The following is a 20,261-nucleotide window of genomic DNA, read 5'->3' as shown; positions in this document are numbered from 1 at the left end:
TCTAAAATTAAAAAAATAGCCATACTCCTAAATGAATAGGTGGTATGGCTTGATCCGTTATATTCATAATACTACTAGTTTTTTATTTTGTAAATAATAAACCACCATCTAATTAAGGGCAGTGGTTCTCATTAATCTTCTAATGGTATATCATCAACAAATTCTGGTGCTACAAGACTTACATCTAATTTATCTGTAAACAAGCTGTGGTACTTCCCTAACATATCTCTTGCTTTTAAACGATCACTTGGCTTGATAGGAACTTCCACAAGCTCAACATGTTCATTATAAACAAGGTTCATACGTCCAGTGTCTGGATTCTTTTCAAATGAACTTCGCTTTACCACCACTTCTTTTGTTTCAGTCTCATCGCCTACTGCTGCATTAGTTAACAGATGCAGTAACTCTTTAGCGGTGAGAATACTGTCGTCCATAATTTTATCCTGTTGACTTTTGATATATTCTTCAACCTTTTCATTACGCAACAATCTACTTCCTGTTACATGTGCTGAATTAGGCGCATATCCTGCTTTTATAGCGCTTTGCGTGATGTTTAATGTCTTAATATACTCATTCACGAAACGGACTTGTCTAGGGGTTAATTCACTCATTCTATCACCTCCATTATTTTATTTAATAATTTACCAAACCATTGTCTGACTGATTCTGTGGAACATTCTAAGACTTGGCTAATATCTTTATAACTCCGTCCATGTAACAAAGCATCGAAGATATAGAACTCTTTATCTGTAGCCACTTGGTCAACTAACATCTCTAAGTGATTCTTTAGAATGTGATCATCTACATTACCAGTTTCTATCCCATAATTTATGTCGGAATGACCAATGTTAAAGAAGTCATCAGTATTGAAATCATCATCCTCTAGTGTGTCATCATTATCAATTTGTTTATGATAGCGATATATAAAATCTTTTATATGCTGCTTATCCATTGTTACACCACTTTTAACATGGGTTTCTTATGATACGCATTCACACGTTCACGCTTATTCTTTTCAATCATCATATCCCTTTGTTTTTGGCGCGCTATGCGTCGTTTAATGTTAAGGTGGTATAAATCGACCTGTAGTCGCTCAATCACGTTATAGGGCTTATATCGACCATTAGAACGCATGTATCTTACAACTTGTTTCTTTTCTTTTTCAGTATATTGATTAAGGACAGACTTTAATATCTCAATATTACGCATAGAACGTTTTTTATAATTTACTAAGCCAGCTTTTGCCTCAATAATTTTAATAGCCAACTTTTCAATAGGATAAGAGACGGACACAACGCCGAATATTTCATCACACGTTGTCGTAGACGTATTCATATGATACATACTCTCAATTTGAAACTCGCACATTTGAATTTTCTTATTGATAAATACTGGGTTAAATTGTGTTAATAGTTGATACTCGGATAACTTATTGCCATTATTACGATAATATAAAACTTTCCTTACCATTTTCAGTTTCATTTATCCACCCCTATATAGAGAGCCTACCCAACAAGGATAGGCTACATTTTTTTACTTTCTAACTCGATTCATTTCTTCATTATATCGATCATTTAGAGATTTAATAGTTGGCATATAATCACCATCTTTTCTAGTGACCACGACCCCACTATTTTTCATGCCAACTTGTTCAATAACACTATAATCATAGGCAAGTTTCTCATATTCATTGTTATTTTCATATGGGTGCAGAACGTTTTGTTTTAACACTTCAAATGCATGTGCTACCTGTTGTTCTTCCGTATCATTAAAACGTTCTGAAATTATCTTTTGTAAAAGGCTCAACTCGAAAATATCGATATCTTGTACATCGACAGTATTAATACGATTCATGATTTCACCATTACTGTAAAAGTCATAACGTGCTTGCAAGTTTTGGCGACGAATCAATTCTTCTTGTGGGTTATCTACCTTATCATTTGTAGCATCTTTTTCGATTGATTCTAGACGCTTAGCGATATCATCTAAACGTGTTTGCGCATAAGTCTTAAACTCATTTTCTAGTTCTTGCAATTTAGGCTTTTGTTGTTCATCAATGGCATCTAAGCGATACCCTTTTAAAAACATCGTTGATGATTCTTTTAAAAAGCGATCTACTTTAGTTAATAAATCTTGGTATTTGTTGTCATCAAAGAAAATATTCCAAACTTCTGTTTGTTGCATAGTCAAATATACCTTCTCTCTATTAGTTTTTTAGTTACACTTCAATATCTTCTAGGGCTTTTAAACGGTTCTGACTGCCCTCAATTAAGCCCTTAATACTTTTGATAGCTTCTATCTTATCGGCTTGTGTCTTAATAATGTAATAGCCCCTAGCGCCTTTTTTATAGCTATATCCGATAGGATAATGGTAATTAATGATTAAGCTTGTAATGACTTGTGTTAACCATCTATTGTTAGCCTTATTCACTTCATATCCCAATTGATTAAGCAGCTTTGTTTTAGTAATATATTTATTAGGCGTACCTATTAATTTATTGAGTACTTGGCGGTGTTCATTCGGTAAGTTGTACGTCTTTTCTTTTACTTCAAATTCACTCATAGTCTCACCACACTTTCTGTTGTTTGCTTACTCTAATTATACCAATTTTACACCTTAAAATCAAACTTATGTTCGCTAATAACCGCATTATATCAGGTGTTTAGCATTATTTCATGTTCCTCTTAAAACATTAATAAAAAAGCTTTTTTGTACTTTTTTGTAGTAAAATGTAGTAATTTATACAGAACTTAAGTTCTCGTTTTTTACACGAACAAAATACGAACAACAAAACTTTTGCCCCTTTATACAAATCACGGATGTTAGCATTACTTATATTCATTAAAGTTCGTTTTTTCTAAAATTCTTATGTTTTATGGAAGGACTACATATAACATGCAGCCCTATATTCAAAAATGATTAAGTTAAAATCAGAAGCTACCAATAATTCAGAACGCATGAATTACGCACAACAGCTTGAACGTATTGAGGCTAAAAAAGCGAGAGACAGACAAACTTCAAAGTTAAAACAACATAAAAACACCGTTACGGACCATGGGCCGGAACGGAAAGGAGAAACTCGAGACATCGTCGGTAAAGCTTCTGGGTTTCGAAGTAATCGCGCATATAATAAACAACTACATCAAATTGATTTGCGATTATTTCTATGTTCATATCATTTAACCTGCCTTTTAATATACTTTAGATAATTTTTCAATCTTGCTAAAACTAAATCAAAACTCCCTGTAGCTATTATTTTGTAGCTTGTCCTATTGTTTGAATTAGGAATATAACTCTCACGCCATGCAACCCAACTATTATTGGTATATTCAAGATAAACTGTTGAGACATGGCTTATTGAGCAAAAGTAAATTTCATTAGAGATACCTGTAATTAATCCCAATCCTTTTACTTTCTCATCATAATCATATTCTTGTTTAACGGCTTGCACTTCTAACTGTCGCCTCCCAATCCCTCTCTGTAAAAACATCACCATTTTTGTTATCACCTATTAAAACTCTTAACGGTTCGATATCCACGTTACATTGGCCTGCATAGCTTACTGCCTTAAATAAATCATTGTTTCTATACTCGCTTTGACCATCTATGATACGTTGATAAGCACGTTTTCCTTCTCCACCTTTGCCACCTCTAATATGCTCAAAACTATAATTAGGCAGCACCCTTTTTATTGAATAAGGCTCTAATAATTGTTGAGCGTAGTTTCCAGATTTAGAAAATATACGCTTTTCAAATTCCCCCTGATAAAATGCAACGCTTTGGCCATTATGAGTATATTTACCTTTTGTTGTAACACTACCTGCAAGTACAAAGTAATTGTTGGGATGAGCTTTTATATCAATAGCGGGTAAATATCCGATTTTTTGACTATAATCTATATCCTCTCTTTTCTTAAATATAATATGCTTGCCGCCACTAGCTGTTGTCTGAATTAAAGTATTTTGAGCATTTGTAACAAATTCTTTGAAGTAAGGTATTTGTTTTAAGCTCTCAAAGCCACTTTGTCCTTCTTCATGATCTACATCAATATCTACACACCACACACCTCTTGTTAGGACACCTAACACATTCGCTTGATGGTATTGAGTAGAGTATCGTTCAATAAAATCATCAGTTATCACATTATTTGCAAATGATACAATTGGTTTTTTATGTTCATTAAGAGGGATAATTTCAATTTGCTTTTTTAGTAATTTCTTCGCTACATGATAACCTGTCATCTAATGCCTCCAAATGTGACTAACCCTTATAACCAGTATTTTCTCTATAACTACTAATACACTTAAAGCACTACTATGAATCTATAAGAAATATAAGATATAAGGGTTAGCGACTGGTTTATTAACTTTTCAAAGGTTATGATAAGAGATATTAAGAGTTATCCCTAACCTTAATCATTTATTAATACTAACGCCATGTTAAAAAGATCTTTATTTCCAACTTGATGAACTTTTGTATTAACACCATCAATCCACTTTTGGTTATTAATACTTATTCCGATTTTTCTCATATCTTCTTTAGCATTTTTATACCTTAAACTTTTGTAATCTTGTTCAATTAACCTTTGCAGTGTTTCATCTCCAGCTAATACAAAGTCTTGCTTGGACAATGTTCTTAGCAACGTTATTTGAGTTTCTGTTAGTTCATCTTCACTAAAGTAATGTTTAAGTGTAACGTCTTTAAATCTAAACTCACGCCCACATTCTTTTAAATATTCAAGACTCGCAATTAAAAATGAAACTGCAGCAGAAACAGACGCTTTTCCATTGGGGTGTACATAATCCCAATATGGTTTGAAAACTGTGTAACGTTCTTCGTCTGTCTCATTAATAGGTCTATCCTTTAAAGATATTTTGACTGTACGTGACTTATTAGCTGTCATTTCACCTGTATCAACACTTTCATTAGTATCTAGGATTAATAAAGCGTTGTTTTTAAATGTAAATGCATTTCTACCTATACCACGTCCAGAAATTGTTTCTCCTGTCGCAATTTTCCTTAATATACGCATCATTTGTTTAGTAATCTCACCAGTTTCATTTGCATGTGCTATGTCTGCCCCGTAAAAATGCATCCACTCATTAGCTGACTCAAACCCACCAGAAATAAGACTGTCAAAATTCACTTTATTAACTTTCATTAATCTTTCAAAAGTTGTCATGAATAAACCCTTACCTGATCGCCCAAAGTCTTTAATTAGAAAAGTCTTTTCAGCTTGTATGATTTTCATTTTTCGATACATAGCATATGCGTGTACCAACTTTAAATTGTTTTTACTTTTCTCATTATCAGTTACAAGTGAGTAAAAATCGTTTACTACATTTAAATCAATATCTTTGAAATCAACATCATATTTAATCTTGTATAAGTCGTTTTCTTTCGGTTTATTCTTTGATAAAACTAATTGCTTACAGTTATAAGTAAAATCGTTACCAGCAAAGGTATAAGGCAAAATATTATACTCATGTTTGATTGTAAGATGTTCACGATACAGCTCTAACATCACATCTAAAAAATCGGGTATTTGATACTTATTATCTACTGGATAAGTGAGTGCAAAATTAGTGTTATCAATCATTTCATATTGATGTTTTTGAACTATAACGAAACACTCTAATTCATTAGAATAGATAACTTTATCTGCAATCAAATCAGCAATAAATCGTGCATAGTTGTTAAAGTGTGCTGACTTAAAAGTCGATTGTTTTTCTTCTTCACCATCTTTATCAATAGTTTTAACATTGACCGTTCCATAAACAACTCCAATTTCTCTTGGTTTTATGGTATAATCAAGAGTGAGATTATTAATATAATCACCTGCTATATCATCTTTTTCACGATGATACACATTGCCTTTATTGTTAAAAATTTGCTTTTCTGTTGAAATAGATGCAAAATTAATTCTTTTACTAATCTCTTTAATTTTAGACAGGTTGATTGTTGACACATAGTCTAATTTTGAATGAAACTCGAAGTGTTTTTTGTATAATGATACTTCGTCCATCAAGTCACCCTTTCTAGAAATCTTTATTTTTGTTACCATGTTGATAGTATTTATTTTCCTAAATACTCTTGCTACGCGTTTAGTGATTCCTCGCCAAAGTTCTCACTAGACGCTTTTTTTAATTGTAATTTCAATTCATACTCTTGCTTTTGTGCTTCAATTAATCTTTCATACATAATTTCGATGGCTGTGTGCTTGTTGTTATCTTTTAACAATTCAATTGCTTTTCCATAAGTGTCAGCTTCAATAGCATTAGCTGTATATAGAATTGCATCCTTCACACGATTAACTTTTTTATGATCATATTTCTTTTTAAATAGTTTCATTATTCATTCTCTCCTTCAAAATCAATATTATTTTCAATCATTACCATAACTACCTCACAAACAAATTGTAAAAACTGCTCTCTATTGTACATTTCAGTCCATTCTTTACCGTCTTGTGAAATCTTGCACTCAAATTCTGAACGAGGATCATTAATAGTTGATTCTAGAATTTCATAAATCTCTTTAAATAAATCATTTTCCATAATTAAATACCTACCTTTTCCTTATTTTTGATTTCCGTAATACGTGATAGATCCATTTCTATCACTGCAATTTGAACATCGTTATTCACTTCAGGAAAGTTCTTTTCAAAAACTTGCGGTGATACATTTAAAAGGAGATTATGATTCGTGTCTTTGATGTTGTACCAGCCAATAATAGTTTTTGTAATGATTACTTGTTGTTTCATCGTGCTACCACCTTATTAAATTTCTTCAAATCATTATTTCGAATATCCATGTGAGATGTGATGTGATCCATGAACTCATCTACATCAGACTTCTTGAAACGATATGTCGACCCAACCATGTAATATTTAAGACCATTATTGATGAGTAATTCTTCAATAGTTGGTTTACTCAAATTCAGGTATTCCGATAATTCCTTGTAGGTCATGAAATACTTATCATGTGCCAATTCGTCCACACGCTCATCAATTGCCTTTTGTAACATCTCACGTGCTTCGTTTTCATCAATGTTTATGTTGAACATGTGTTAAGCCTCCTTTTCATTATTATCAATCCCAAAAAATTCATTAGGTGTAATTTCAAGATACTTACAAATTTTCATAATAGTAGACGTATCAGGGTTCTTAGTTTTTTCATGATACAAACCGTATAACGTTGTTTTTGCTATACCAGTACCTTCAAATACATCAGCTATTGAAATTTTTCTAATAGCGAGTATCACTCTAAATTTATTCTTCATAATAGACCTCCTTAATAATCCATAATGTAGTGTTTTTACTACAATAAGAATTATATATAATCCATTTTTTTATGTCAATACTTTTTGTAGTGTATTTACTACATTTTTAGTTTCTTGTTGTATTTTCCCAGTTGTTGAAGTAATATTTGTGTTAGAGGTGAGTAATGATGATCAGAAATAGACTATCTGACTTATTAGGTGAAAGACAAATTAAAATTTCGAATTTATCATTAATGACAGGGATTGCAAGAAGTACATTAACACCTATTTACTTCAATCAATCAGAGATGATAAAAATAGATACAATTAATAAAATATGTATGGCTTTAGAAGTAAATGTTGACGACTTTTTCGAGTCTGTTAACTTCGACATAGATTTTGTTCGTGATAACGACTCAATTGATGACATTATTTTTTTTATTAATTCTAATGAAAGTGGTATTTATAACTTTAATATTGATATTGCAAGTATTTGCCAGATTCATGAAAAGCATAATAAGTACATTTTCGATGTGAAATTTAAGTCAACCACTGATACTAAATTAGACGATTCTGTTATATATATAGGTGAAGACAATAAAGGGAAAGATATTTGGAGTGAAGGAAGATCTGAACTTTTTTATGAAATGGAATTTAATGACAGTAACGATAAAGGCACTTATTTAGAATATAAAAACAAATTAAGCATAGGTTTGCAACTTGTTTTGGAAAATAAAATAGTAGAATTTATAAGAAATGTCCTTCTAAAAGAATTCAAAGATTATGATGATAACCAATATTTTAACCAACCAAAACAAAACATAGAGAAGTTGTTAAAAAAAGTAAAAATTAATTTAGTAGATTAATGAATGGAATGATTAAATGGCATCATATGACCAAATTGCTAAAAATAATTGGCGTTACCGCATCTCACTTGGAAAAAATCCACAAACTGGTAAATATGAATACATTTCTAAAACAGGATTCAAACGTAAATCTGATGCTAAACATCAAGCTGAGATGATTGAGCGCCAATTACGTACTGGTGAATATATAGCCCCGTCTTCATCTACATTTAAACAAGTTGCTGAAGATTGGCTTAAACAATATGCTAATGAAGTTAAAATAAGCAGTGTAAGAGTTCGTCAGAAAGCCATATATCACGCTGTACAACGTTTTGGTATTTATCCAATACAAAGTATCAAAAAACATGATTATCAACGTTTTGTGGACGATATGAGCGCTCAGTACAGTAAGAATTATGTTGATAGTATTCTGGCGTCTACGAATATGATATTTAAATACGCTTATGCTATGAGATTAATAAAAGTATTGCCTAATGAGGGAATAAAACGGTCTAAAAAGAAAGTAAGTGTGGAAGAATTAGAAGATATTGAGATACATAAAAAATTCCTTGAAAAAGATGAATTAATAGAGTTTCTTAAAGTTGCCAAATATAACCATTCACCCAAAAATAGCTTTGAAGTCTTTTCTACTCTTGCATGGACTGGATTACGTGCCGGTGAATTAATAGCGTTAAAGTGGTCAGACATTGATTTTGATAACAATATAATAAGTATTACTAAAACTTATTACAATCCGAATAACAACAAGAAAAAGTATCAAATACTGACACCCAAAACCGAAAGCTCAATTGGTAAAATTTCAGTAGATCCAAATGTAGTAAAGATGTTGCGTAATTATAAGATAAATGTACAAGATACATGGAAAAATGAACTTTATGTAGATAATAATTTTGTGTTTACAGATATCAATGGTTATCCACTTGTGATAAAGAAACTTCAACTATGGATAAAGTCTATTCTTAAAAATACTAATATTAATAAAAACATCTCTACTCACTCGTTCAGACATACACATTGTGCGTTACTTATTGAAGCTGGTGTTCATATCAAGGAGATACAAGAGAGATTACGCCACAAGGATATAAATACCACTATGAATATCTACGCTAAAATCACAAATTCATACAAAAAAGACGCTTCCCAAAAGTTTAGTCAACTTATGGAAAACGCCTCAAAAGAATTATTTTAAATGTCCATTTAGTTCATCTGAATTGAAGGGCATTTTTATTTTTTTAAAATTTTTATGTCATTATTATGTCATAAAGAATTTTAAAACACCGTCAAATCAATGATTATAAGCTATTTTACATCATGCCTGGCATGCCGCCCATTTGTGGCATGTCATTTCCTTTTTCTTCAGGTATATTTGCGACTACCGCTTCTGTAGTAAGGAACATTGCAGCAACGCTCGCAGCATGTTGTAATGCTGAACGTGTCACTTTTGTAGGATCCACGATACCAGCTTCTAACATATTGACCCATTCATCTGTTGCTGCATTATAACCTACACCTGGTTCTGCATTTTTCATTCTTTCTACAATGACAGAACCTTCTAAACCAGCGTTTTCCGCAATTTGGCGTACTGGGGCTTGTAAAGCTTTTAATACGATGTTGACACCTGTAGCTTCGTCGCCTTCTGCATCAATTTCTTCAACATTTTTGAAGATATTCATTAATGCTGTACCACCACCTGCTACAATACCTTCTTCTACCGCAGCACGTGTTGAGTTCAATGCATCTTCAATACGTAATTTACGTTCTTTTAATTCTGTTTCTGAAGCAGCACCAACTTTAATTACAGCGACACCACCTGCTAATTTAGCAAGGCGCTCTTGTAATTTTTCACGGTCAAAATCAGAATCAGTTTCTTCAATTTGTGCTTTAATTTGGTTCACACGTGCATCGATATTTGTTGGGTCTCCATCACCATCAACAACAGTTGTGTTGTCTTTAGTGACTTCAACTTTGTTTGCTGTACCTAACATATCGATTGTAGCTTCTTTTAATTCTAAACCAAGATCGTCAGTGATGACTTGAGCACCTGTTAAAATAGCTAAATCTTCTAACATCGCTTTTCTACGGTCACCAAATCCTGGTGCTTTTACTGCAACGGCAGTAAATGTACCACGCATACGGTTCAATACTAAGTTTGTTAAAGCGTCGCCTTCAACTTCATCAGCAACGATTAAAATTGGGCGATTAGATTGAACGATTTGCTCTAATAAAGGTAGGATATCTTGGAAAGATGAGATTTTTTTATCCGTGATTAAAATATAAGGTTTTTCTAACTCTGCAGTCATTTTATCTGAATCAGTAACCATGTATGGAGATTGGTATCCACGATCGAATTGCATACCTTCTACTACATCTAATTCAGTATTAAAACCGCTTGATTCTTCAATAGAGATTACACCGTCATTACCTACTTTTTCCATAGCTTCAGAAATATAACGACCTACTTCTTCATCAGCTGCAGAAATAGCACCTACTTGCGCGATTTCTTCTTTATTTTCTACTTTTTGAGAAATATTATGAAGTGCTTCAATCGCTACAGCTACCGCTTTATCAATACCTTGACGGATACCTACTGGATTTGCGCCACTTGTTACATTTTTAAGTCCTTCTTGAATCATAGCTTGTGCTAAAACAGTTGCTGTTGTTGTACCGTCACCGGCTATTTCATTTGTTTTATTTGCAACTTCTTGTACTAATTTTGCACCCATGTTTTCATATGGATCTTCTAATTCGATTTCTTTAGCGATTGTTACCCCATCGTTAGTAATTAAAGGTGCTGTAAATTCTTTGTCTAATACGACGTTACGTCCTTTTGGTCCGATTGTTACTTTTACAGCATTTGCAAGTTTATCTACACCACGTAACATGGCTTGACGTGCATCTTCAGAGAATTTTAATTCTTTTGCCATTCAGAGTCCCTCCGTTGTTTAATATTCATCTGTTTTATTTATCTATTATTCAATAACTGCTAAAATTTCGTCTTCACTTAACACTAAGTATTTTGTATCGTTTCTTTTAATTTCAGTACCTGCATATTGTTGAAACACAACACGGTCACCCACATTCAATTCAGGTTTTAAACGTTCCCCATTTTCTAAAATGCGTCCTGGACCTACAGCAACGATTTCACCTTCATTTGATTTTTCTTTCGCAGAATCAGTGAGAACAATACCACTTTTCGTTGTTTGTTCTTGCTCTTTTTTCTCAATAACCACACGATTTCCTAATGGTCTAAGCATGTGTTTGTGCCTCCTTATGTTAAACATAAATTTAGCACTTCAAGTTCTTAAGTGCTAATACATTTCTATAATAATCAAATTTGGTCAAAAATTCAAGCGATAAGTTTGAATCTTTATAATCATAACTTTTTCACTTAATAACTATGTACCTCGGCGCTAATTTTCTATCTATGATAAAATGATAGCATTGAATGGAGGAATAAAATGAATCGTATTTTAGTTTCTATATTAACGGTTGTATTTTACATACTTGCATTATTCACACCTACTATCGCAAATGCTTTAGGATGGATAAATACACAACATCGTACAACCACTTTGCACCAAACCATCTACATCCAATTGATTGCTTTTTTATGTGCAGCAATTATTATTTTAGTGATGCAATATACTGTTAAAAATAAACTTGCGTTTGAATTAGAACCAAAAGAGAAGAAACGTTATATTGTCCCATGGATATTAGCAGGTTTAGGGATTGTCTATTTTGCACAAATTATCGTGAATGTATTAAGTGTTCTTATTTTTGGCACCAATCCAGTGAGTGAAAATACTTTTAGAATTTTAAAAGTTGCACGCGAAATGCCTATTATGATTATTTTAATTGCTATCATTGGGCCTTTACTGGAAGAATTTGTTTTTAGAAAAGTGCTATTCGGTGAAATCTATAACGCCATTCGAGCGAATAAAACGATTAAATTTTTAATCGCAACGACCATAAGTTCACTATTATTTGCCGTTGCACATATGGATTTTTCACACTTGCTTGTTTATTTTGTTATGGGTGTCATATTTTCTGCCTTTTATATTTACACAAAACGTTTAAGCGTTTCAATCGGTATTCATATGGCTCAAAATGGCCTTGTCGCTTTAATTCAACTAACAATGCCTGAAAAGTTATTAGAAGATGCAATGAAACAAGTTCAATTCATTCAATTATTTGTCATTCACTTCTTATGATTGATCTCACATATTGATACTCGCACTAATCAATCTTTTTACTTGTTAGTAAAGTAATATTAAAAAAGAGATGAAGTTCATTTTGAGCCTCATCTCTTTTTTTATTCAATATTTAAATATGATGTCTTCTACGCCATAATATATAGCTAATTATACTAACACAACCTACTGACAACGCCCCTACCAATGAGATTGATTTCAAACTAAACGTATGTTTCGTATCTGGATCTTCATTATTCATATTCTTTTCTGTTAGGTTTTCACCATGTTGTTCTATTTTTTCAACTTTATCTTGTTGATGATCGTTTTCAACTGTTTTATCCGATGGCTTTTTTAAATCTGGCATAGAGCCAACTTTACCAGTAATTAATGCTAAAACTTGTTTATCGAGATTATTATAATATTTTTGTGTTGATAATGGATTAAAATATTGAAATCTAAAGTAATCCGAATTTTTTTGTAATTGATTTAAATAACTATTATTTAAAAATTGTTGCTTCTGATTGAGCTGTTGAACACTGAAATCAGCCAAATTTCCATTTTGCTTAAGATTCTCTATTTGTTCCGTAAATAATGGATTATACTTATAACCCGTACCAATCAATTTTGAATAACGTTGATAGAAATCATTGTTTGATTGATTGTTACTTGCTTGATTTTTAGGTATAAAATGATCAGTTGTCCCATTAGGTTGGTAATGTGGAATGTTTGGATACGGAAACTGACCATTCGTGTTGGGTTGCGCCGGTCCATTTTGATGTGATGGATAGTTCGGATGACTTGTTGATGCTCCTCCATTTCCACCTTGCGTGTGACTATCTTCTGGCTTTGGCGTATCAGGTTTTGGTTTAGGCTTTTGACCTTGGTCAGACTGTTGATCTGACGCTGGTGGTTTATCGTCATGCTTAGGTGGTTGTTGATCCGAATCTGATGGTTTATCGTCATGTTTAGGTGGTTGTTGGTCTGAATCTGACGGTTTATCATCTTTATCTGGCAATTCATGATCTGGTTTTGAAGGTGAATTGCCAACTTGAGATGAATCCCCTGTTTCATCTTTAGGAGGTGTTTCTCCACCTTGAGGTGACGCTTGACCTTGATCGGATGGTTGCGTATGATTCTCAGGTTTTATGGGTGCCGGATCTTCGTTGGCTCCTTTATTACCATTTTGCTGAGAGTCCTCGCTCTGCGCTTCCTCCTGAGACGCATTGTTTGATGATGATGCATGTTCATCTTCTTTTTGAGGTTCGGATTTCAATTGTTCCGAGTCTTTCTTATTTATTGTTGGTGCTTGTACATTCGTAACAGGCACTGAATTTGATTTTCCAATGCGATTATAACTTTCCTTTGTTGAGGAAGGTGTCGCAGTATACTGATGATTTACATTGTTATTTTGTAAAGATTGATTTTCTTTGTTTCTTGTTGCTTTATTTAGTAATGTCGCTTCATTGTACAGTCCGCTTTCACTTATATATGCATTAGAATGAGATTGAGCATCATCTGTCATCGCATACGCGTGCGCACTTACATTTAAAAGTGGTTGGGTTAAACACAATAATCCCATCGTGTAGACCCCTGTTTTAGTGATTACTTTCCTAAAACTAGGCACTTTACGTCCAGACATCGACATCAGCTCCTATTTTTAAAGTTGTTCGTAAAAGACAGTATATACAAAATCCCCTCTTAATTCCATCCTTATTGAAATAGAATTGCATACAAGACTCACTTTGTTTAAATTTTCGAACTTTAGTAAAATATATAGTAAAGATTGAAGTGAGGAGAATTAATCATGCAAATCCAACTTTTTCAATTTAATGTCGTTCCAGCAGACGCTAAAAAAAACCAAGAAAAAATTGCATCATTGTTTGATAAACACGTTAAGCATAATACAGATGTCGTTGTACTACCAGAAATGTGGAACAACGGTTATGCACTCTCAGAATTGCAAACAAAAGCAGATAACGAATTAACACAAAGTTACCCATTTATAAAAAAATTAGCGCAACAGTATCAAGTCGATATTATTGCCGGTTCTGTCTCAAACAAAAAGAATGACGCTGTCTTTAACACAGCATTTGCTGTAAATCAAGCGGGCGATAAGATTTATGAATATGACAAAATCCATCTCGTACCTATGTTAGATGAACCTGATTACTTAACTGACGGCCAAGACGTACCTTACGTTTATACTTTAACAGACGGTACAAAAGTTTCTCAAATTATTTGTTATGACTTAAGATTTCCAGAATTAAGTCGCTATCCTGCTGCAACAGGTGTAAATATTATTTTTTATGTCGCCCAATGGCCAGATGTTCGACTCTCACATTGGAGACAGTTACTGCAAGCTAGAGCAGTTGAAAATGATATGTATGTCGTTGCGGTCAATGGTTCAGGAAATGATGGTAAAACTACGTATGCCGGACATTCGATGGTTATTGATCCAAATGGACAAATTATAGAAGAGGCAGATGCACAAGAAGCGGTTTTAACAGTTGAGTTAGATCTGAATCTTGTAATAGAACAAAGAAAAGCTATCCCAGTATTCGACAACATAAGACCTAGCATTTACAAATACGCAACGCGAAGTGAATAAAATAAAACATAAAAAAACAGGCGAGTTTGGGAGGGACTCGCCTGTTTTATCCATATTAAGGGAATGTTTAATTTACAGTTATTCTATTCAATTAATTGGGGATGTTATTAATTATGAAAAAATTTAGTGAATTTACCGATTATTAATATTGCTACAATGGCTTCTTAAATAGAAACCTAACTTTTACTTTTTACTTCAGCCTAAGTAAGGAAAAAGATAATAATAGCACTTAACAATACTATTATTTAGTGAATTTTTTAATCGTTTCTGCAATAAGTTTAATGAAATCTACGATAGTACTAATGATATCTCCTGCCATTGTAGTACACCTCCTTAGTTATAAATAAATTCCAAAGACTTTAATAGATTGTTGCAGCCTTAGTTATGTAAGCTGAGCGAAGAATACATAAACTAAGATGTTCTGACTTAAACTTAATTCGGTACAATTTGTTTAAATCACTTTAAAATCCACAATTAAAATGATTAAAACAAAATGACTTTACCAAATCACTGTTGTGATTCTATATATATTAGAACATGGCTTTATAAAATTGTGTTAATTATTGCCTAAGTTATCATTTTTACTTCTTAACTGTTTAATATTTATGGTAATATACATATATATTTTATAAAAACTACAGTTAGGAATATAAAATGAACAGTTAGGCAAAAAATGTATTAATACATTAAATGTAATTTATAATGTAGTTAAGGAGGAGGGCTATTTGCACATTATAGATGACGTCATTGAAAGATTTGCACGAAAGTTACAAGCACATCAAAATCTTAGTCATATTGAATTTTTGAAAGTACGGTTAGGCATGCAGATAGTGGCGATTAATTTATTTAAGGGCATAGTAACTTACGGTCTTGCACTCCTGTTAAATATTTTTTTATACACGCTCTTTGTTCATATTATTTTTCTTATATTAAGATTTTTTTCACATGGTGCACATGCAGAAAGTTCGCTTTTGTGCCATGTTCAAAACATCTTATCTTTTGTTCTAATACCATGGGTCATTGTCCAATATGACATCCCATTTATTTATTTGTTATGCTTAAGTGTAATAGGATGGTTTATTGTTGTTATATTTGCACCAGCAGCAACTCAGAAGAAACCTATAAAGCAAAGTAAAATAAAAGGGCTTAAGATTAAATCAATTATTACTGCAACAATATTACTTGTATTATCATTAATTTTTCCGTCACCATTTGACAAGCTAATTACTTATGCAGTTACATTGCAGTCCATAACGTTGTTACCTGTATTTAATAATAAGGAGGAAATTTAATTATGAAACTTCTAGACTCACTTTTAAAACTTTTAACAAATATCTTTGCTTCTATTAGTACTTATGCTAAATATCCACTTTGTATCGGATATTTTTACGAACCTGAAATTCCTGCTGAACTCTTAGAAGAAGAATAATAAAATGTGGAAAGCGTGTATAAACATTGAATCCAATAATCTCAACAATAATTATTGTATTTCAAACAATTATATTTACTTCAATCACGAGTATTATTCCAAAATATAGATATACAAAAAGGGATTACATTCTTATTTTATTAGGAATTGTAGGTCCCTCGCTTGTTTTTTACTTTGTTTTTGGTCAAAATAGTTTATTTTACTTAGTGATTGGATTTTTTGTATTTTACTATAAACGACAAAAAATTATGGGTGTTATAACAGTATTAGTAACTATACTAGTATTAATTGTTAGCAATTTTCTGGGCGTTCTTGTTTTTGCTTTTTTTATTAATCATGGTATTAGTACTAACGCTGGATTTATTATTTATATAATATTCTACACTATTTTTTGTTATTTTTTTGCTATATTGTTTGTTGTTATATTTAACAAGTTCAAACTTTCGTGGCTTCACTTAAATAGATTTTATTTAACTATTTTAATTTTATTTTTAACAGTTGGTATTTATATATTCTTCTATCAAATGCCTAAATCAGCAAGTTCTATTAATGAATTAAAAACATTCGGCATTGTTTATTTTGTATTATTATTGGCTTTTACAATTATTTTCATAATGACAACCCTAACGATATCTCGAGAAATTGGATATCAACACAAAAAACAAGAGGCAGAAGATTATTATAAATACACATTAGAAATGGAAAAAGTTAATAATCGAATGCGTAAGTTCCGTCATGATTACATTAATATTTTAGCAACAATGTCTGAGTACTTGCGTGAAGATGATCTAGAAGGTCTGAAAGCGTATTATCATAATAATATTAACCCCCTAAAAGGGCATTTTGAAACAAATTCTTTAAAATTAAATGGGATTGAGAAGTTAAAAGTACGCGAAATTAAAGGCGTTATCACTACTAAAATTTTATCAGCTCAAGAAAATAATATCGAAATTAGTGTTGAAGTTGCTGATGAGATTTCATCTATTAATATGGAAATTATTGATTTGAGTCGTGTTTTAGGTATTATCATGGACAATGCGATCGAAGCTTCATTGACGGTTGAAGACCCAATGATTCAAATTGCATTCATTAAAACAGAGACTTCTGTTTTAATTATTATCATGAATAAAGCACCAAAAAATATGCCAAAATTACATACCCTCTTCCAAGAAGGCTTTTCAACGAAAGGGAAAAATCGTGGTATCGGTTTATCGACTTTGAAAGAAATTACAGATAAAACAGAAAATGTTTTGCTTGATACAACGATTGAAAACCAATATTTTATACAAAAAATTGAAGTCATGAATGATGATGATTAAGGATGTGCGTAACTATGAAAGTATTGATTTGTGAAGACGATCCAAAACAACGTGAACGCATGGTATCCATTATTGAAAACTATATTATGATTGAAGAAAAACCTATGGAAATCGAAATTGCCACAGATAATCCATATGAAGTGTTAGAAGCTTCTAAAAACATGAGTGATATTGGCTGTTATTTTCTAGATATTCAATTAGAATCTGATATTAACGGGATTAAACTTGGAAGTGAGATTCGTAAGCATGACCCTGTTGGTAATATCATTTTTGTAACAAGCCATACTGAATTGACTTATTTGACATTTGTTTACAAAGTTGCAGCGATGGATTTTATTTTTAAAGACGATCCTGAAGAATTACGTACACGAATTGTTGATTGTTTAGAAACTGCATTAAAACGTTTAGATTTATTAACGAAAGATAAAACTGTTGAAACATTAGAACTGAAACGCGGCAGCAATTCTGTTTATGTTCAATATGATGATGTGATGTTTTTTGAATCATCACCTAAATCACATCGTTTGATTGCACATTTAGATAATCGCCAAATCGAATTTTATGGCAATCTCAAAGAGTTAGCGCAAATTGATGATCGCTTTTTTAGATGTCATAACAGTTTTGTACTCAACAGACATAACATAAGTAGTGTGGATTCTAAAGAACGCATTGCATATTTTAAAAATGAAGAGTTTTGTTATGTTTCAGTACGTAATTTAAAGAAAATATAAACAAGCAGGAAAAGAATCACCTGCTTGTTTTTTTATTGGATTGTATTCATTTTTAGATTATTCTTCTGTTATTTCTGTCGCAATATCATATTTAGTCATTTTTAAATAGACTTGCCCCGAATCCGTAACGACCTTAATTTTATTCGATGTTGTTTTCGGGAAAATACGTGAAGTTAACACACGTTCGCCTTCGTTGCAAAAGATTTCGATACTCGATGTATCTACAAAAATACGCAATTGTTTTAACTCTGAGTTTAAACGTGTACTTCTTGATGTCCCTTCTACCGGAAATGGCAGTGCGCCACTATCAAAACGCTCAAGTATGACTTCTTTCGTTGCTGTCTCATAACGAATGACAGTCGATTCATGACTAGAAGCACGTAACTGTAATTCAAAAGCAGAAGATTCGTTTTCTAAAATATCAACGACTAGTTCATACTGGACCCCTTCATAGGGATGGAGCTGTTTAATAAATTTATTAGCGTAGCCTAGTGCTGATTCTTCGTTACTGCGCAACTTTCTCAAATGCATATGTGGTTTTTGTTTCAATATTTGATTTTCAATAGTCAATGTTCGAGGAAGTGTTAGACAGTGTACCCAACCATCGGCATCTGTTGGGTACTCTACATCAGGTATACCCATCCATCCTATTAAAACGCGTCTCCCCGCTTCATCCTCTATCGTTTGCGGTGCATAAAAATCAAAGCCTGCATCTAATTCTTGAAATTCACCATGTTCGAATACGAGTGTTTCAAAATCTAATGTCCCTACGATATAGCCACTTAAATACGTATTTTGATATTGATCAGATTCCACACCTTCAGAGCAGAATAGGAAAATATCTTTTCCATGAATTTGAAAATAGTCTGGTGAAGTCCACATATGTCCAAAACTCTGTAATTGCGTTTTTATTTCACCTTTAAAATGCCAAGGTCCTTCTGGTTGATCTGCGACATACATGAGAAGACAACCTGTTAAATCTTCACGCTGTGCACCAATCACAGCATATAATTGTTCCCCTTTTTTAAATACTTTCGGATCTCCAAACTGCTGTGTATAGCCTTCAGGTGGCGTACTAATTGCCGGCGGAGATAATTTTTCTACTGCTCCAACGTCTTGTACCTTAGCAATAACTTGGCTACTTTTAAGCTCCCAATTCTCATCTCTATGGCTTGCAGTATACATATAATAAAGCGACGACTGATAAGAAAATGCACTGCCGCTATGTATGCCATGACTGTCATATGTCTGGTCAGGACGTAAAACCACACCTTTATCTTTGAAAGTCACTAAGTTATCACTTGTTAGTTGTCTCCAATATTTTAAGCCATCTACTGGCCCTAAAGGAAACCACTGATGTGCGATATAATATTGGCCATTAAAAAAAATTAAACCACTCGGATGACTGAGTAATCCTGTAGGTGGTTGAATATGAAAAATTTGACGATATGGAGAAGACTTTACTTTTTCATGTAATGCTAAAATTTCCTTTTCATCTACTTCCTCATATTTACGATATCGCATTTCGCGACTCCATTGTTCCATATGTATCCTCCTTATCTCATACTGCTGATCATATATGCCACCTGTTGTTACATATAAACCAAACCTTGCGCTTATTTTGATGATTTGCTGTTACTATGATACGACGCGTTAAACACGTTAGAGTTATGTAAAAATAAAAAAGACGCTACGTTTGAGCATCATGATTTTAATTTGCATTGGAAAAGTAAGCTGTCCCCATCTTAGCTCCTCCATATGATCTCAGTAGCTATTTTATCATAAAAATGTTTAAGCATGTCCTAAAATTAAGACCTTAGACTCTTTTATATTGCTTTATCTTAATATTTTAAAATA

General features: G+C 32.5%; 27 protein-coding genes. 9 read left to right on the top strand and 18 right to left on the bottom strand.

Annotated elements, in window-relative coordinates; translation table 11 throughout:
* Positions 1–131 precede the first annotated feature (131 nt).
* The 5 genes from C1H58_RS08835 to C1H58_RS08815 are packed head-to-tail and all read right to left on the bottom strand — an operon-like array spanning position 132 to position 2,563.
* Complete coding sequence (locus C1H58_RS08835; RefSeq protein ID WP_165545982.1) at positions 132–611, bottom strand: terminase small subunit; 480 nt, start codon at positions 609–611, stop codon at positions 132–134.
* On the bottom strand, positions 608–952 hold the full coding sequence (locus tag C1H58_RS08830; protein ID WP_165545981.1) for a pathogenicity island protein: 345 nt from the start codon (positions 950–952) through the stop codon (positions 608–610). The genes C1H58_RS08835 and C1H58_RS08830 overlap by 4 nt, the downstream gene beginning before the upstream one ends.
* Positions 953–954: 2 nt before the next feature.
* The gene (locus C1H58_RS08825) at positions 955–1,482 is read right to left on the bottom strand and encodes a spore coat protein (RefSeq protein WP_165545980.1); all 528 of its coding nucleotides are present in this window, start codon (positions 1,480–1,482) and stop codon (positions 955–957) included.
* Between the two features lie 51 nt (positions 1,483–1,533).
* Positions 1,534–2,184: a hypothetical protein gene (locus C1H58_RS08820; RefSeq protein ID WP_242680300.1), complete on the bottom strand. Its 651-nt coding sequence runs from the start codon at positions 2,182–2,184 to the stop codon at positions 1,534–1,536.
* 34 nt (positions 2,185–2,218) lie between these two features.
* Positions 2,219–2,563: a pathogenicity island protein gene (locus C1H58_RS08815; protein WP_107364469.1), complete on the bottom strand. Its 345-nt coding sequence runs from the start codon at positions 2,561–2,563 to the stop codon at positions 2,219–2,221.
* Positions 2,564–2,916: 353 nt separating this feature from the next.
* Here C1H58_RS08815 and C1H58_RS08810 point away from each other — a divergent pair, with 353 nt between their 5' ends.
* A complete protein-coding gene (locus C1H58_RS08810; RefSeq protein ID WP_165545950.1) occupies positions 2,917–3,210 on the top strand; it encodes a hypothetical protein in 294 nt (97 codons plus the stop codon).
* Here C1H58_RS08810 and C1H58_RS08805 read toward each other — a convergent pair.
* From C1H58_RS08805 to C1H58_RS08770, 8 genes are all read right to left on the bottom strand, one after another.
* Complete coding sequence (locus C1H58_RS08805; protein WP_107364468.1) at positions 3,177–3,452, bottom strand: pathogenicity island protein; 276 nt, start codon at positions 3,450–3,452, stop codon at positions 3,177–3,179. The genes C1H58_RS08810 and C1H58_RS08805 overlap by 34 nt on opposite strands.
* Positions 3,439–4,242, bottom strand: a complete 804-nt coding sequence (locus C1H58_RS08800) for a bifunctional DNA primase/polymerase (protein ID WP_165545978.1) — start codon at positions 4,240–4,242, stop codon at positions 3,439–3,441. Before C1H58_RS08800 ends, C1H58_RS08805 begins: the two co-directional genes overlap by 14 nt.
* Before the next feature lie 170 nt (positions 4,243–4,412).
* On the bottom strand, positions 4,413–6,026 hold the full coding sequence (locus C1H58_RS08795) for a phage resistance protein (RefSeq protein ID WP_165545977.1): 1,614 nt from the start codon (positions 6,024–6,026) through the stop codon (positions 4,413–4,415).
* 71 nt (positions 6,027–6,097) lie between these two features.
* Complete coding sequence (locus C1H58_RS08790) at positions 6,098–6,352, bottom strand: hypothetical protein (protein ID WP_165545976.1); 255 nt, start codon at positions 6,350–6,352, stop codon at positions 6,098–6,100.
* Positions 6,352–6,555, bottom strand: coding sequence for a TscA family type II toxin-antitoxin system antitoxin (locus tag C1H58_RS08785; protein ID WP_165545975.1), 204 nt, complete (start codon positions 6,553–6,555; stop codon positions 6,352–6,354). Before C1H58_RS08785 ends, C1H58_RS08790 begins: the two co-directional genes overlap by 1 nt.
* A 2-nt stretch (positions 6,556–6,557) precedes the next feature.
* The gene (locus C1H58_RS08780) at positions 6,558–6,761 is read right to left on the bottom strand and encodes a pathogenicity island protein (protein WP_105989193.1); all 204 of its coding nucleotides are present in this window, start codon (positions 6,759–6,761) and stop codon (positions 6,558–6,560) included.
* A complete protein-coding gene (locus C1H58_RS08775; RefSeq protein WP_165545974.1) occupies positions 6,758–7,063 on the bottom strand; it encodes a helix-turn-helix domain-containing protein in 306 nt (101 codons plus the stop codon). The genes C1H58_RS08780 and C1H58_RS08775 overlap by 4 nt, the downstream gene beginning before the upstream one ends.
* A 3-nt stretch (positions 7,064–7,066) precedes the next feature.
* A complete protein-coding gene (locus C1H58_RS08770) occupies positions 7,067–7,279 on the bottom strand; it encodes a helix-turn-helix domain-containing protein (RefSeq protein ID WP_165545973.1) in 213 nt (70 codons plus the stop codon).
* A 164-nt stretch (positions 7,280–7,443) separates the two neighbouring features.
* Here C1H58_RS08770 and C1H58_RS08765 point away from each other — a divergent pair, with 164 nt between their 5' ends.
* The gene (locus tag C1H58_RS08765) at positions 7,444–8,124 is read left to right on the top strand and encodes a helix-turn-helix domain-containing protein (RefSeq protein ID WP_165545972.1); all 681 of its coding nucleotides are present in this window, start codon (positions 7,444–7,446) and stop codon (positions 8,122–8,124) included.
* A 16-nt stretch (positions 8,125–8,140) separates the two neighbouring features.
* Positions 8,141–9,313, top strand: a complete 1,173-nt coding sequence (locus C1H58_RS08760; RefSeq protein WP_165545971.1) for a tyrosine-type recombinase/integrase — start codon at positions 8,141–8,143, stop codon at positions 9,311–9,313.
* 115 nt (positions 9,314–9,428) lie between these two features.
* On the opposite strand, the gene groL is transcribed toward C1H58_RS08760, so the two are convergent.
* The gene (groL, locus tag C1H58_RS08755; RefSeq protein ID WP_050330477.1) at positions 9,429–11,048 is read right to left on the bottom strand and encodes a chaperonin GroEL; all 1,620 of its coding nucleotides are present in this window, start codon (positions 11,046–11,048) and stop codon (positions 9,429–9,431) included.
* A 45-nt stretch (positions 11,049–11,093) separates the two neighbouring features.
* Complete coding sequence (groES, locus tag C1H58_RS08750; protein ID WP_016425569.1) at positions 11,094–11,378, bottom strand: co-chaperone GroES; 285 nt, start codon at positions 11,376–11,378, stop codon at positions 11,094–11,096.
* 204 nt (positions 11,379–11,582) lie between these two features.
* On the opposite strand from groES, the gene mroQ reads away from it, so the two are divergent.
* Positions 11,583–12,335 (top strand): intramembrane glutamic endopeptidase MroQ, encoded by a 753-nt coding sequence (mroQ, locus tag C1H58_RS08745; RefSeq protein WP_165545970.1) that lies wholly within the window; start codon positions 11,583–11,585, stop codon positions 12,333–12,335.
* 112 nt (positions 12,336–12,447) lie between these two features.
* On the opposite strand, the gene C1H58_RS08740 is transcribed toward mroQ, so the two are convergent.
* The gene (locus tag C1H58_RS08740; protein WP_165545969.1) at positions 12,448–13,956 is read right to left on the bottom strand and encodes an SdrH family protein; all 1,509 of its coding nucleotides are present in this window, start codon (positions 13,954–13,956) and stop codon (positions 12,448–12,450) included.
* Positions 13,957–14,121: 165 nt separating this feature from the next.
* Here C1H58_RS08740 and C1H58_RS08735 point away from each other — a divergent pair, with 165 nt between their 5' ends.
* The gene (locus C1H58_RS08735; protein WP_165545968.1) at positions 14,122–14,925 is read left to right on the top strand and encodes a carbon-nitrogen family hydrolase; all 804 of its coding nucleotides are present in this window, start codon (positions 14,122–14,124) and stop codon (positions 14,923–14,925) included.
* A gap of 241 nt (positions 14,926–15,166) precedes the next feature.
* On the opposite strand, the gene C1H58_RS12575 is transcribed toward C1H58_RS08735, so the two are convergent.
* Complete coding sequence (locus C1H58_RS12575; protein WP_103356492.1) at positions 15,167–15,244, bottom strand: delta-lysin family phenol-soluble modulin; 78 nt, start codon at positions 15,242–15,244, stop codon at positions 15,167–15,169.
* A 406-nt stretch (positions 15,245–15,650) separates the two neighbouring features.
* On the opposite strand from C1H58_RS12575, the gene C1H58_RS08725 reads away from it, so the two are divergent.
* From C1H58_RS08725 to agrA, 4 genes are read left to right on the top strand one after another with little or no spacing between them, the layout of a single operon-like run.
* Positions 15,651–16,217: an accessory gene regulator AgrB gene (locus C1H58_RS08725; RefSeq protein ID WP_165545967.1), complete on the top strand. Its 567-nt coding sequence runs from the start codon at positions 15,651–15,653 to the stop codon at positions 16,215–16,217.
* A gap of 2 nt (positions 16,218–16,219) precedes the next feature.
* On the top strand, positions 16,220–16,354 hold the full coding sequence (gene agrD / locus C1H58_RS08720; RefSeq protein WP_060829624.1) for a cyclic lactone autoinducer peptide AgrD: 135 nt from the start codon (positions 16,220–16,222) through the stop codon (positions 16,352–16,354).
* 26 nt (positions 16,355–16,380) lie between these two features.
* On the top strand, positions 16,381–17,673 hold the full coding sequence (agrC, locus tag C1H58_RS08715) for a quorum-sensing sensor histidine kinase AgrC (RefSeq protein WP_165545966.1): 1,293 nt from the start codon (positions 16,381–16,383) through the stop codon (positions 17,671–17,673).
* A 14-nt stretch (positions 17,674–17,687) separates the two neighbouring features.
* Positions 17,688–18,404: a quorum-sensing response regulator AgrA gene (gene agrA, locus C1H58_RS08710; protein ID WP_050330468.1), complete on the top strand. Its 717-nt coding sequence runs from the start codon at positions 17,688–17,690 to the stop codon at positions 18,402–18,404.
* A gap of 57 nt (positions 18,405–18,461) precedes the next feature.
* Here agrA and C1H58_RS08705 read toward each other — a convergent pair whose 3' ends face one another.
* Entirely contained in the window at positions 18,462–19,949 is a 1,488-nt protein-coding gene (locus C1H58_RS08705; RefSeq protein WP_165545965.1) for a sucrose-6-phosphate hydrolase, read from the bottom strand.
* Positions 19,950–20,261: the final 312 nt, after the last annotated feature.

The organism is Staphylococcus sp. 191 (genome assembly GCF_011174885.1).
Classification (GTDB): Bacteria; Bacillota; Bacilli; order Staphylococcales; family Staphylococcaceae; genus Staphylococcus; species Staphylococcus coagulans.
This window is presented reverse-complemented; position numbering and strand designations above follow the sequence as displayed.